We start from the raw sequence: 12,620 nt of genomic DNA, 5'->3' as shown, positions 1-12,620 counted from the left end.
CGACGTCGACCATGGCCTTTCGCGGTTCAGCCCTGGTCGGCACCCAGCTCGTCGGCAGGGGTGAACGGGGTGGGAACCGAGCCCACGTCGACGGCAAGCGCGAGGGTCTCGCCGATCGTCGGTGCGTGCTTGAACAGGTTGTGCCCAGCTAGGGCGAAAACCGGTCCGTTCTGCCAGATCCCGACGCCGTCGTCGCCCCACGGCAGGGCGGTGACCCAACAGTGCACGATGCCGATCGGCGTCGGATCGAATCCTGGGAGTGCGCGCGACATATAGGCGCGGGCGTCGTGGGCATGGCGCGCGAGGGCGTCGCCGTCGACGATCGCGCCGTCGACGTCGGCATCGACCGAATCGGCGAGACCGAGGCCGTACGCCGACCTGTCCGGATAGGCGGCCGCGTAAATGCCACTGAAACCGAAGGCGTCACTACCGTCCTGCAACGTCGGAAGCCGACCGGCGCCATCGCGCACTGCGAACGACACCCGCACGTGCGCACCGAGTTTCACCGGGATCTCGATCCCGACGCCGCGCGCCAGCGCCGCAGTTCCACGCCCGGCACACACGACGGCCGCGGCGTGCTCACCCACCACCGTGGGGCAACGAACCTGCACGCCGTCGTCGACACTCCTCAGCGAGATAACCTGTTCGCGCACAACGTGATCGCCCAGACTCTGGGTGAGCAGTTCGATGGCCGATCGTGTGTGGATGGAGCCCGCAGAGGGATCGAACACCGCCGGGCCGTCGTAGTCGGCCAACTGCGGCAGTAGCGAATGCAACTCGTCCGACCCGATCTCACGCGCACCGATCTCCGAATACTGTTGCATCGCAGGCAATCTCCGTAGCACGGTGTCGCCGAGAGCGAGACCACCGTCGCCGGACACCAACGGCGCGCCGAGTTCGTCTTCCCATCGGCGCCAGTGCGCACGGGCGCGCACCGCGAGTTCGACGAGGCGCGGGTCGTCGTGCGCGTGCCGGAAGATCCGTGACTGCCCGGCCGACTGGCCGAATCCCGGCGTTCCGGTCTCGTACACCGTGACGGTCGATCCCTGTTGGGCCAGTTGATATGCGGTCGAGAGTCCGATGATCCCAGCGCCGATCACTGCCACGTCTGACGTCAGTGCCATGCCCTCACCGTACGTCCGCCCTGCGCATCCGCGTGCGGACCGGCGCGCCCATCTCGACGCGTACGGTCGAAGTAGGGGAGAACAAACGAGAGGAATCGTGTCACATGGCAGACGAACTCAATGGGATCACCGTCGCCTTTCTGGTCGCACCGGAGGGCATCGAGCAGGTCGAGTTGACCGAACCGTGGCGCGCCGTCGAAGAAACCGGCGGTACACCGAAACTCATATCCACCAGCGACGGCGAGGTGCAAGCGTTCAACCACCTCGACGCCGCCGACAAGTTCACCGTCGACGCGACAACCGATTCGGTCACAGCGGCCGACTTCGACGCGCTGGTCCTACCGGGCGGCGTCTCGAATCCGGATTTCCTGCGGACAGACGCATCTGCGGTCGCATTCGCCAAGGGCTTCTTCGATGCCGGCAAACCCGTCGCGGCGATCTGCCATGCACCATGGACGCTCGTCGAAGCCGACGTCGTGCGCGGACGCACACTCACCTCGTGGCCGAGCCTGCAGACCGACCTTCGCAATGCGGGCGCCACCTGGGTCGACGAGGAGTTGGTTGTCGACCGCGACGGCCCGAACACCCTGATCACCAGCCGCAAGCCCGACGACCTACCAGTGTTCGACGCTGCACTGGTCGCCGAGTTCGGACGGAGCAAGGTCGCTCACTGACCCGACCTACCCGTCCCGCGCGTCGAGCTCGGCGGCGATGTCGGCGGGAAAGCCGCCCGTGGCGACCGGACCCCAGGACGTCGGGGTGATGCGGATCAGCGACTTGTTCTGCACCCGCATCGCCGCGCGGTATTCGTCCCAGTCGGGATGCTCACCGGAGATCGATCTGAAGTAGTCGACGAGCCCGTCCTCGGCGTCGGGCATGTCCAACACCTCCGCGGTGCCGTTCACCTGGACCCAGGGTCCGTTCCATTCGTCGGACACGACGCACACGCTGACATTCGAATCACGTTTGGCATTAGAAGTTTTCGCTCGGCCCGGGTAGGTCGCGATGACGATGCGGCCGTCTTCGTCGACTCCGCCCGTCACCGGCGAGAGCTGCGGCGAGCCGTCGCGCCTGCGGGTGAGCAGCAGTAGATGATGACGCGGGCGAACGAAATCGAGAAGAGCATCACGGTCGACGGCGTCGGCGGTCGCAATTGTTCTGGCCATGCCTCGACCATACGTTCTGTGCCCCGACCCAACCTCTGCCCCGACACAGAAGGCCGCGCGCGTGCAACAACACACATCGCTGTGCCCTCGGCCTTAGAGTTGACGAACCAGTCTCGGCAGGCGACGGACACCGAGTGTCCGGGATGCGAGAGGAACTCAGATGTCCGTCACGGCTCCAGAACGTCCGACAGGTCTTCGCGAACTCACGCTGCGCGGGGTGATCCTCGGCGGCGTCATCACCCTGGTCTTCACGGCGGCCAACGTCTACCTCGGCCTCAAGGTCGGACTCACGTTCGCCACGGCGATCCCCGCAGCAGTCATCTCGATGGCTGTGCTGCGCAACTTCGCACATCACTCCATCGTCGAGAACAACATCGTCCAGACCATCGCGTCGGCCGCGGGAACGCTCTCGGCGATCATCTTCGTGATCCCCGGCCTCGTCATGGTCGGCTACTGGACGGGCTTTCCCTACTGGATCACCGTCGCGGTCTGCCTCGTCGGCGGCATTCTCGGCGTCATGTACTCCATCCCGCTACGCCGCGCACTCGTCACCGGATCGGACCTCCCCTACCCCGAAGGGGTTGCAGCCGCAGAGGTCCTCAAGGTCGGTGACACCGCAGAGGGAGGTCGACGCAACCGAATCGGACTGCGCGCCATCACGATCAGTGGCATCACGTCTGCGGTCTTCGCACTACTCGGCAACCTCAAACTGATCAGCACCGACGTCTCGACAGCGTTCCGGGTGGGTTCGGGCGGCACGATGGTCGGTGCGGGACTTCAACTCTCACTCATCGGCATCGGACATCTCGTCGGACTCACCGTCGGCCTCGCCATGTTCCTCGGTGTCATCATCTCGTACGGCGTCATCCTCCCGATCAAATCCGCCGGAGAGTTCGCCGCCAACTCCGACGTCGCAGACGTCGTCAGCACAGTGTTCAAGAACGACGTCCGATTCGTCGGTGCGGGTGCCATCGCGATCGCCGCGATCTGGACCCTGCTCAAGCTCATCGCCCCCATCGTCAAGGGCATCGTCGACGCTCTGGCATCAGCTCGCGCACGCCGCGAGGGTGTCACCGTCGACATCACCGAGCGCGACATCCCCTTCCCCATCGTCGGCGGAACCATCGTCTTCATGCTGCTCCCGATCGGACTCCTCCTCTGGGACTTCGTACACGGCACAGCACTCTCCGGAACTGCGGGCGGAATCATCGCCGCCACAGTTCTTTTCATCTTCATCATCGGCATGGTGATCGCTGCGGTATGCGGCTACATGGCAGGCCTCATCGGATCGTCGAACTCCCCGATCTCAGGCGTCGGCATCCTCGCCGTGATCATCGCCGCACTGCTCATCAAGTTCGTCTACGGCGCCGCCGATCCCGCGCAGTCGTCGACGCTCGTCGCGTTCACACTCTTCGCAACGGCGATCGTGTTCGGCGTCGCGACCATCTCCAACGACAACCTGCAAGACCTCAAGACCGGCCAGCTGGTGGGCGCGACACCGTGGAAACAGCAGGTGGCGTTGATCATCGGCGTGTGCTTCGGTTCGCTGGTCATCCCACCGATCCTCGGGGTGATGAACACCGCCTTCGGATTCGACGGCGCACCGGGCGCCGGAGCCGACGCCCTGCCCGCCCCCCAGGCGAGTCTGATCTCCGAGCTCGCCAAGGGTGTCTTCGGCAACGATCTGAACTGGTCCATGCTCGGCCTGGGAGTCGCCATCGGAGCGGTCGTGATCGTCATCGACGAGGTCGGCCATCGCGTGAACAAGAAGGTCGCCCTCCCGCCGCTCGCTGTCGGCATGGGGATGTACCTGCCGATGTCCGTGACGCTGATGATCACGGTCGGCGCGATTCTCGGTCACTTCTACAACAAGTGGTGCGAGCGCGTCGGCGGCGACGTCGCACAGAAGAAGCGGATCGGCGTGCTCGTCGCGACGGGACTCATCGTCGGCGAGGCGTTGTGGAGCGTGGTCTATGCGGGCATCGTCGCGGCGACAGGCGACGATGGCGTGCTTTCGATCGTCGGCGACGGCTGGGCCAACGGCTCGCAGATCGTCGGCGTGATCGCCTTCGTCGTCGTCGTCCTCGGCATGTACAAGGTGACCGAGATCCTCGCCAAGCGCAGCGAAGACGACGACCCCGCACCGGATCTCACAAAGAAGTGAGCATGCTTCGACGACCCGCCAGCCGCTCAGTCCACGAGAACACCGTGTTCGAGGATGGCGAGAATTCCTGCGCCCCAATCGTTATCCAGCTCGACGTCCGGTAACAGCAACGCCCGCAACATCGCCGCACCGCCCATCATCTCGACGACGCGGTCAGGATCTGTGCCCGCACGCACCTCACCCTTGTCGACCGCGGCCACGAGCCGCTCCCGAAACGCGGCGAACACACTCGCGAACCCCTCGAGCACACGACGATGGAGTTCGGGATCGGCCGCCATATCGGTGACCAACCCCGGCAACGCGGCACGGGTCACCGGCGAGTTGAACACCTCGCGCGCACGGTTGACCATCACCTCGAGATCATCGGCGACGTGGCCCGTCGACGCCGACAAGACCGTCATGCCGGAGAAGGTCGCGTCGTGCACCAGATCCTGCTTGCCCGACCACCGTCGGTAGATCGCCGTCTTGGTGGTGCCCGCCCGCTCGGCGACGGCCGATACGGTCAGCCGCGCATATCCCAGTTCCACCAACAGTTCTCGCGCCGCTGCGAGCACCGCCACGTCGATCGCGCCGTCGCGGGGACGACCTTTTCCGAAAACCTTGCCATCCGTCGTCGTATCTGGTGTCATAACGCTACTCAGCGTAGCGTAATCCGGCGAAAGGACTCGCCATGAGCACCCGACCCACTCTCGAGGAACTCGACCACCTGCAGCGATCGGAACGCGACACCGCGACGATCCCGACGTTGCTGGCGGAATGGCTCAGCGAACTGCTACCGCCGGGTGCCAACCCGAGCGTGACCGTCGACGCGGGCATCGAAGCCAACGGCATGTCGTCGGAAACCGTCATGCTCACCGGCCACTGGACCGAGAATGGCGTTGCGCAAGAACAACAGTGGGTGATGCGGATGCAGCCACGCCCCGCCGATATTCCGGTGTTCGCGGAATACCACCTCGACTACCAATTCGAGGCGATGCGCCTCGCCGCACAACTGACCGACCTGCCCATCCCCACCACGCGTTGGCTCGAACCGACCGGCGACGTACTCGGCTCACCCTTCTTCCTGATGGACCGCGTCGACGGCCTCGTCCCTCCCGACGTGATGCCCTACACCTTCGGCGACAACTGGTTCTTCGACGCCCCCGCCGACAAGCGCAGATCCCTTCAGGACGCGACAATCGGCGTCGTCGCGACACTGCATTCAATTCCCGACGCGCAGAACACCTTTGGGTTCCTCGACCAGCGCGACGACGCGTCGTCGACTCCCTTAGGTCGACGCCTCGACGAGCTACAGCGCTTCTACGACTTCGCCGCAGACGATCTCGGCCGCTCACCGCTCCTCGACCGCGCAATGGTCTGGCTCGACACCCACTTCCCCACCGAGATCGCGGCCGGCGAGACGGTCTTCAACTGGGGCGACGCGCGCATCGGCAACGTGATCTATCAGGACTTCTCACCCGCCGCCGTCCTCGATTGGGAGATGGCAACTCTGGGTCCACGCGAACTCGACATCGCGTGGTTGATATTCGCCCACAACGTCTTTCAAGAACTGGTCGGCCTCGCGAGCATGCCAGGTCTACCCGACGTGCTCCGCGAGGACGACGTCCGTGCCACCTACCGCAAGCTCACCGGCGTCGAACTCGGCGACCTGCACTGGTTCTACCTGTACTCGGCGGTGATCTGGGGAGTGATCTTCATGCGCACCGCGTCACGACGCATCCACTTCGGCGAGATGGCGCCCCCAACCGACATCGACGCCGAGCTGTTCTACCACCGCCCACTATTGCAGCGACTACTCGACGAGGAGATCTGATGCTGGGACCACTCGACGAGTATCCGGTTCACCAACTGCCCCAACCGATTGCGTGGCCGGGCAGCTCCGACCGCAACTTCTACGACCGCTGCTACTTCAACGCCCACGACCGCACCGGCGACATCTTCCTCGTGACCGGCCTCGGTTACTACCCCAACCTCGGGGTCAAGGATGCGTTCGTCGTGATCCGCCGCGGCGACGAACAGACCGCGGTGCACCTGTCCGACGCGATCGATCAGAATCGGCTCGACCAGCACGTCGGCGGCTACCGCATCGAGGTGATCGACCCACTCCACACGATCCGCCTCACCCTCGAAACCACCGACGGGATCTCCTTCGACCTGACGTGGAACGGACTATTCGACGTCGTGCAGGAGTTGCCGCATGTGATGCGCAGCGGCAACCGGATCACGTTGGACGCGCAGCGTTTTGCCCAACTCGGGTCGTGGTCGGGGTGGATCCGCGTCGACGAGACCGAGATCGCCGTCGAACCGTCGACGTGGATCGGGAGCCGGGATCGCTCCTGGGGCATCCGGCCCGTCGGAGAAGCCGAACCCACCGGACGTCCCGCCGACCCGCCGTTCGACGGTATGTGGTGGACCTACGTCCCCATCGCATTCGACGACTTCGAGCTCGTGCTGATCGTCCAGGAGTCGCCCGACGGCATCCGCACGCTCAACGACTGCTCCCGGGTCTGGAAGGACGGCCGCGTCGAACAGCTCGGCTGGCCGCGATTCGACATCCATTACCGTTCCGGAACCCGCGAGGTCACGGGCGCGACCATCGCGGCAACCGCCGCAGACGGTGCACCGATCACCTTCGAGGTCGACTCGCTGCTCGCGGCACCGCTGCACGTCGGCGGCGGATACGGCGGCGATTCCGACTGGCAACACGGCATGTGGCGCGGCGAGGGTTTCACCGAACGCGTCACCTACGACATGACCGATCCCGCAGTCGTCGGACGAATCGCATTCGGTGCCACCGACCACGTGGCACGTGTGCGGTGCCGCGAAGCCGACGGCACAACGCGCGAGGGCTGGGGCATGTTCGAGCACTTCTGCCTCGGCAGACACGACCCGACCGGGTTCACCGATTGGCTCGACGTCGCCCCGTAGCGATCCCGCCGCGTCGATGGTGCGCGAGCACATGACGGGCGTGTTCAGCGTGCGTACCGTGGACTCATGAGCACACAAGAGATCACGCTTGGCAATTTCGAGGACACCATTTCGGCCGGCGGTACCGTGCTGGTCGATTTCTGGGCGGAATGGTGCGGCCCGTGCCGACAGTTCGCCCCGACCTTCGAGAAGGCGTCGGAGACTCACCCCGACATCGTGTTCGGCAAGGTCGACACCGAGGCCGAACAGCAGCTCGCAGCGGGCTTCGGCATCCAGTCGATCCCGACGCTGATGGCTTTCCGCGACGGTGTGCTGGTCTTCAATCAGCCGGGTGCACTCCCGCCGGCTCAGCTCGAGCAGCTCATCACCGCGGTGAACGATCTCGACATGGATCAGGTGCGCGCCGAGATCGCCGCCGCCGACGCCGCACAGGGCGGCAACCAGCAGGAGTCCTGAACTCCTAGAACCGCCCGGCGACGAAACCGGCGAACAGCACGAGAAAGCCGCCGATCTCGCCGACCATCAGCGCGATCATCGACACCCGCAGCACCGGGTCTTCGCGGGCGAACTGGTTGGTGGTGTCGCGCAGCATGCCGTGCATGATGTAGCTGCCGATAGCTCCGACGAAGAACACCACCATCACCATCGCGGCGGCGAGGTTCAACCACGTCGGCCATGCGCTGAGGTAGACGAAGACAGCGACGAGAGCGGTCGCGAACGCGTAGAGCAGCGCCGACCGGTGAGCGATGTCGACGTACGGATGCGCCAGGTGGTCGGGCGAGTTGCGCATCTGCTCGTACTTCCAGACCCCGAGAATCAGGGCAAGAAGGAACACCAGGCCCGATGCCCCGAGAGTGATCGCGGTCGCGTAATCGAGGTCGACGGTTGTGCGCATCGCCTAACGATATCTGTCCCGCAAATTGGGATCCGACTCCCACCACAATCCGCTCGTGGCGTCATCGGCGTCGGGGACGGCCGCCTCGTCACTCGACTCCAGCGCGGCGTCGACCTGCTTTTCGGCCTCGCGTTCGTCGGTACGGAAGCGTCGGAACAGCACCATGAGAAAAGGCAGTCCGACGACGTCGCCGAGAATCCAGAGAATGCCCGCACCGATCGTCTGATCCATGCGCAGACTCGGACCCCAGGTTCTGTGCAGTGCCGTGTAGTAGTCGACCGCCACCAGCGACCCCTGCCACAGCACGATCCCGAGCAGTCCGTCTGCGATGCTCTCGACCGTGGTGATGCCGAGCGACAACGCCTGCGGGTATCTGCGCGGAACCGGATCGACCTGCAGGCGTGCATAGAAGTACCCGACGCCGATCGCCACCAGTAGTAGACGCGTCGCGACGTCGACCGACTCGTCGCGCAGCACCAGCTCGTACCACCCGGTGAAGTAGATCAGCCAGGGCACGCTGAGCATCAGCGCCGACGTCGGGATCGGCCCGAGCAGCACGCGTGCAGCCCGGCTGTTCATCGCGGCGTCGAGTCGTGCACGGCCGCGCGAGCCGAGTGCTTCGCGCAGCACCGTCACGGGTCGGCCCAGGGCCAGGCCGAATGGCGCAACCAGCAGTAGCAGCACGAACTGCAGCGCACGGACCCAGAACAGGGTGTCGGCGTAGACGCCGACCACGCTGACCCCCGCGAGCAGCCAGACTCCGACGCCGAGGACGGTGAACACACACGCGGACCCGCGCGAGACCGTCGAGCTTCGCCGCCAACCCGCCCAGTAGACGGCCAGGACCGCTGCCACGATCACCGTGGTGACCGTGTCGAGGCGCCAGGAGATGAGCGCGACGTCGAAGGTCAGCGGAGTTGTCGACGCGTGCACGACTTACAAGTCTGCAAGTGCCACAGACGAATCGGCAAGAGCGTCCGGGTCGACGGGGTCTCCGCCGAGGATCAGTTGCTTGATGCCGTCGAGCTGATCCCAGATGTTGACCTGCATGCCCGCAAGGACGGTGTTGTCGCCGTCGAGCCAGAAGACGACGAACTCACGACCCGGCACGTCACCGCGGAAGACGACCTTCTCGTAGCCGTCGGCCAGTCCGCTGTACTCCATGCCGAGGTCGTACTGGTCGGTGAAAAAATACGGCAGGTTCTCGTACTCGGCGCTGCCACCGAGCATGTTGGTGACGGCGACGGCCGGTTGGTTCAGGGCATTCGCCCAGTGTTCGACGCGCACCCGACGTTCGAGGATCGGATGCTCGGCATTCGCGATATCGCCGACGACGTAGATGTCGGGGTCGCTGCTACGCAAGCCCGCGTTGACCAGCACGCCACCACCGTCGATGTCGAGTCCCGCAGACTCCGCGACGTCGAGGTTGGGAACAGCGCCCGCGGCGATCAGTACCGTGTCGGCAGCAATGGTGTCGCCGTCGGCGAGACGCAATCCCGTCGCCGCGCCGTTCTCGGTGGTGATCTCGGCGACCTTGACCTCGGTCCGAAGGTCGACGCCGTGCTCGCGGTGCAGGTCGGCGAAGACCTGGGCCACCTCCGGCCCCAGCGCACGCAGCAGCGGGAGCTTCGATGCCTCTGCGATCGCCACCTCGACCCCGCGCTCACGCGCGGACGCCGCGACCTCCATGCCGATCCAGCCCGCTCCGACGATCGCCAGGCGCGACCCCTCGGTGAGCGTCTCGCGGATCGCGCGGGCATCGTCGACGGTCCGCAGGTAGTGGACGCCCGAGGCGTCGGCACCCGGCAGGTCGATAACCCGCGACGACGAGCCCGTGGCCAGCAGCAACTTGTCGTAGGACACCGTCGAACCGTCGGGGAGCGACACTGTCTTGCCAGCGGCGTCGACCTTCTCGATACGGGTTCCCGGACGGAACTCGACGCGCTGGTCGAGGTACCAATCGGTGTCGTGGACCGTGAACTCCGACAGGTCCTGCTTGCCCTGCATGAATTCCTTCGACAACGGCGGACGTTCGTACGGAAGCTCGTTCTCGACGCCGAAGATCACGACGTCGCCGTCGAAATCTTGTTCACGTAGCGCCTCGGCGGCCTTTGCCCCCGCCAGCCCTCCTCCGACTATCGCAATCGTTGTCACAGCGCAGACCTTCCGCCTCGGTAAAAGAATTCCTTCGTGGTGCAGTTACTCGGACTCGACTCCAACGCTACGCGTCGACCCAGCACACGCTGGGCAAACGGCGCATGATGATCACGAAACAATCACGGCGGATTTGTCGGATTGGCGAAGTACACAGGCGTTGGTGCGTCAATATTTGCCGACTTCGTATTACCAAATGATAACGACGCGCTGTAGGCTCAATCGCGATTCCTGAATCGACTGTCACCGATCGGACGATCGGACAACTCTCGAATTCATGTTCTCCTAATGGAAGTGGTCGCTCGTGTCCCACACGCGTCGTCGGGTCCTGCCCGTCTCAGTCCTGATTGTGGCGCTGGCCCTCGTGGTCGGCTTGATCTCCGGTGCCGGTGGCGCGCATGCGTGGGGTCCGCCCGCCAAGCAGATCAAGGGCTTCATCAACGAGCAGATCTACAACTACGGCATGGACCACCCGGTCTCTGTCCGCGCATGGCCGTCGCAAACCACCAACCCGCGCAATGCGCCGACGGTGATCTTCCTCGACGGCCTGCGCGCCACCAATGATTTCAACGGCTGGGAGCGGGAGACCAACGTCGCCTACCTGGCACTGCGTGGTTACAACGTCGTCATGCCGATCGGTGGCCAGTCGTCGTTCTATGCCGATTGGCAGCGAGCATCGGCCAGCGCGGGCCAGCGCAATCCGTACCGCTGGGAGAGCGTGCTCAAGGGCAGCCTTCCGCGGTTCCTCGACAACCACGGCTTCCGTAACCGCACACTCGTCGGCCTCTCGATGTCGGCGAGCCAGGCCGTGATCATCGGCAACGAACGGCGCGATCTCTACCAGCGCGTGGTCTCGATGTCGGGCTTCATGAACCTCGTCGCGACCGGCATGCAGACCATGCTGCGCGCAGCGGCCTGGGATGCCGGCCACTACAACCTCAACGACATGTGGGGCTGGTTCCCCAACGGGCAAGCCTTCCAGCATTCGCCGACGGAAAACCTTCCGGCGATGAACGGCCTGCACCTGTGGATGTACGCGGGCACCGGCGTGTGGGGCGATCACCAGCCTCCCGGCGCCAACAACACCGACTTCTACATCACCGGATTCAACTCGACGGCGATCGAGGCGGTCTCCGGTGAGCAGAGCCGCACCTTCGCGCTCGCAGCACCGCTATTCGGCGTGAACCTGCGCACCGACTTCCCGATCACCGGAACCCACGCGTGGGGTTACTGGCAGCAGGCGATCTGGAACATCTACAACAACGGTTGGTTCCGCAACGGATAAGCGGTGCGCTACCGGCGCCCGGATCGGTCAGGACGGATCGATACCGGTGCGCCAGTACGCCTGGGCTTTGACCGCTTTCTTGTCGAGCTTGTAGTCGGTCTTGAACACGCCCGCGATCGCGCGGGTCGCGGTCATGTCCAGCGCCACCCACGCGAAGTGGTCCGACGCGTCGAACGCCGCTGCCCGCACCTGCTCGACGATCGCGCTGCCGTCTGACCCGCGGTCGACGTAGCTCAGCGTGTCGTGCTCACGCACCGCGATCGGCAGTTCCTTGTCGTCGCCGTGGGAGACCTCGAACCAGATCGTCGCGGGAACGGTCGGCGTCGACGCAGTCAGGGCTTCCAGGAGCGAGTTGATCGCCGGTAGCGCTGCGGGATCACCCGCGATGAGCCACCCCTTCGGCGCGGGTTCGGGAAGCGCGAACTTCGATCCCATGAACGTCGCGCTGATCACGTCTCCCGGCTGTGCCGAGAGCGCCCAGCGTGGCGCAGCGCCGTCGTGGATCGCGAACTCGATCGAGAAGGTGTCGGAGGCGGGGTCGGGATCGACGAGGGTGTATCCGCGCTGGTGGATCTTGCCGTGCTTGTTCACGAACCACATACGAATCCACATGGTCGGATGCACCGGGCGATCCTTGAGCAGTCCCCCGCCGACGAAATCGACGCGGACATAGTGATCGGTGATTTGCCGCATACCGGTCACGGTGAGTTCGTAGTCGTCGGCCCCCATGAGCTTGAGGACCGCGCCCTGCCAGCCACGCGACTTATTCTTCGTGGGTGATTCGACCATTTCTCGACCTTCCGTCCGCGCATCGCCGCCTGTTTGTGAGGGTAGCCTACCTTTTCTCGGTGTCGTGACCGCTCTCCGTCTCACCCATCCCGACCGATGGCCACTCCGAAGAACG

General features: G+C 64.8%; 13 protein-coding genes. 6 read left to right on the top strand and 7 right to left on the bottom strand.

Going from position 1 to position 12,620, the window contains the following annotated elements:
* Positions 1-26: 26 nt before the first annotated feature.
* Positions 27-1,124, bottom strand: coding sequence for an NAD(P)/FAD-dependent oxidoreductase (locus ABW18_RS12965; protein ID WP_049699355.1), 1,098 nt, complete (start codon positions 1,122-1,124; stop codon positions 27-29).
* A 104-nt stretch (positions 1,125-1,228) separates the two neighbouring features.
* Between ABW18_RS12965 and ABW18_RS12960 the strand changes: the two genes are divergently transcribed.
* Positions 1,229-1,798 (top strand): type 1 glutamine amidotransferase domain-containing protein, encoded by a 570-nt coding sequence (locus ABW18_RS12960; protein ID WP_049699354.1) that lies wholly within the window; start codon positions 1,229-1,231, stop codon positions 1,796-1,798.
* Between the two features lie 6 nt (positions 1,799-1,804).
* Here the strand turns inward: ABW18_RS12960 and ABW18_RS12955 are convergent, their stop codons facing one another.
* Complete coding sequence (locus tag ABW18_RS12955; RefSeq protein ID WP_049699353.1) at positions 1,805-2,290, bottom strand: PPOX class F420-dependent oxidoreductase; 486 nt, start codon at positions 2,288-2,290, stop codon at positions 1,805-1,807.
* 160 nt (positions 2,291-2,450) lie between these two features.
* Between ABW18_RS12955 and ABW18_RS12950 the strand changes: the two genes are divergently transcribed.
* Positions 2,451-4,454 carry an OPT family oligopeptide transporter gene (locus ABW18_RS12950; RefSeq protein ID WP_049699352.1) on the top strand — a complete coding sequence of 668 codons (2,004 nt, stop codon included), beginning with the start codon at positions 2,451-2,453 and terminating at the stop codon, positions 4,452-4,454.
* A 26-nt stretch (positions 4,455-4,480) separates the two neighbouring features.
* Here the strand turns inward: ABW18_RS12950 and ABW18_RS12945 are convergent, their stop codons facing one another.
* Complete coding sequence (locus tag ABW18_RS12945; protein ID WP_049699351.1) at positions 4,481-5,083, bottom strand: TetR/AcrR family transcriptional regulator; 603 nt, start codon at positions 5,081-5,083, stop codon at positions 4,481-4,483.
* 41 nt (positions 5,084-5,124) lie between these two features.
* Here ABW18_RS12945 and ABW18_RS12940 point away from each other — a divergent pair, with 41 nt between their 5' ends.
* The 3 genes from ABW18_RS12940 (at position 5,125) to trxA (ending at position 7,838) form a co-directional block, all read left to right on the top strand.
* Entirely contained in the window at positions 5,125-6,267 is a 1,143-nt protein-coding gene (locus ABW18_RS12940; protein WP_049699350.1) for a phosphotransferase family protein, read from the top strand.
* The gene (locus ABW18_RS12935; RefSeq protein WP_049699349.1) at positions 6,267-7,382 is read left to right on the top strand and encodes an Rv3169 family protein; all 1,116 of its coding nucleotides are present in this window, start codon (positions 6,267-6,269) and stop codon (positions 7,380-7,382) included. The genes ABW18_RS12940 and ABW18_RS12935 overlap by 1 nt, the downstream gene beginning before the upstream one ends.
* Positions 7,383-7,448: 66 nt before the next feature.
* Positions 7,449-7,838: a thioredoxin gene (gene trxA / locus ABW18_RS12930; RefSeq protein WP_049699348.1), complete on the top strand. Its 390-nt coding sequence runs from the start codon at positions 7,449-7,451 to the stop codon at positions 7,836-7,838.
* 4 nt (positions 7,839-7,842) lie between these two features.
* On the opposite strand, the gene ABW18_RS12925 is transcribed toward trxA, so the two are convergent.
* Genes ABW18_RS12925 through ABW18_RS12915 form a run of 3 tightly spaced genes read right to left on the bottom strand, consistent with a single transcriptional unit; the run spans position 7,843 to position 10,431 of the window.
* Complete coding sequence (locus ABW18_RS12925; protein WP_049699347.1) at positions 7,843-8,277, bottom strand: hypothetical protein; 435 nt, start codon at positions 8,275-8,277, stop codon at positions 7,843-7,845.
* 3 nt (positions 8,278-8,280) lie between these two features.
* Positions 8,281-9,210, bottom strand: coding sequence for a cytochrome c oxidase assembly protein (locus ABW18_RS12920; protein WP_049699346.1), 930 nt, complete (start codon positions 9,208-9,210; stop codon positions 8,281-8,283).
* A gap of 3 nt (positions 9,211-9,213) precedes the next feature.
* Positions 9,214-10,431, bottom strand: coding sequence for an NAD(P)/FAD-dependent oxidoreductase (locus tag ABW18_RS12915; protein ID WP_049699345.1), 1,218 nt, complete (start codon positions 10,429-10,431; stop codon positions 9,214-9,216).
* 304 nt (positions 10,432-10,735) lie between these two features.
* Between ABW18_RS12915 and ABW18_RS12910 the strand changes: the two genes are divergently transcribed.
* Complete coding sequence (locus ABW18_RS12910) at positions 10,736-11,716, top strand: alpha/beta hydrolase-fold protein (protein ID WP_235434370.1); 981 nt, start codon at positions 10,736-10,738, stop codon at positions 11,714-11,716.
* A gap of 27 nt (positions 11,717-11,743) precedes the next feature.
* On the opposite strand, the gene ABW18_RS12905 is transcribed toward ABW18_RS12910, so the two are convergent.
* A complete protein-coding gene (locus ABW18_RS12905) occupies positions 11,744-12,505 on the bottom strand; it encodes a siderophore-interacting protein (RefSeq protein WP_049699344.1) in 762 nt (253 codons plus the stop codon).
* Positions 12,506-12,620: the final 115 nt, after the last annotated feature.

It is taken from the genome of Gordonia jacobaea, assembly GCF_001186365.1.
Taxonomy (GTDB): Bacteria; Actinomycetota; Actinomycetes; order Mycobacteriales; family Mycobacteriaceae; genus Gordonia; species Gordonia jacobaea.
The sequence above is the reverse complement of the archived record's forward strand: the minus strand, read 5'-3'. Positions and strand labels throughout refer to the sequence as shown.

Bases quoted from the DNA above. Each gene is read 5' to 3' on its own strand.
- ABW18_RS12965 (WP_049699355.1), bottom strand. From the start codon at position 1,124: ATGGCACTGACGTCAGACGTGGCAGTGATCGGCGCTGGGATCATCGGA.
- ABW18_RS12960 (WP_049699354.1), top strand. From the start codon at position 1,229: ATGGCAGACGAACTCAATGGGATCACCGTCGCCTTTCTGGTCGCACCG.
- ABW18_RS12955 (WP_049699353.1), bottom strand. From the start codon at position 2,290: ATGGCCAGAACAATTGCGACCGCCGACGCCGTCGACCGTGATGCTCTT.
- ABW18_RS12950 (WP_049699352.1), top strand. From the start codon at position 2,451: ATGTCCGTCACGGCTCCAGAACGTCCGACAGGTCTTCGCGAACTCACG.
- ABW18_RS12945 (WP_049699351.1), bottom strand. From the start codon at position 5,083: ATGACACCAGATACGACGACGGATGGCAAGGTTTTCGGAAAAGGTCGT.
- ABW18_RS12940 (WP_049699350.1), top strand. From the start codon at position 5,125: ATGAGCACCCGACCCACTCTCGAGGAACTCGACCACCTGCAGCGATCG.
- ABW18_RS12935 (WP_049699349.1), top strand. From the start codon at position 6,267: ATGCTGGGACCACTCGACGAGTATCCGGTTCACCAACTGCCCCAACCG.
- trxA (WP_049699348.1), top strand. From the start codon at position 7,449: ATGAGCACACAAGAGATCACGCTTGGCAATTTCGAGGACACCATTTCG.
- ABW18_RS12925 (WP_049699347.1), bottom strand. From the start codon at position 8,277: ATGCGCACAACCGTCGACCTCGATTACGCGACCGCGATCACTCTCGGG.
- ABW18_RS12905 (WP_049699344.1), bottom strand. From the start codon at position 12,505: ATGGTCGAATCACCCACGAAGAATAAGTCGCGTGGCTGGCAGGGCGCG.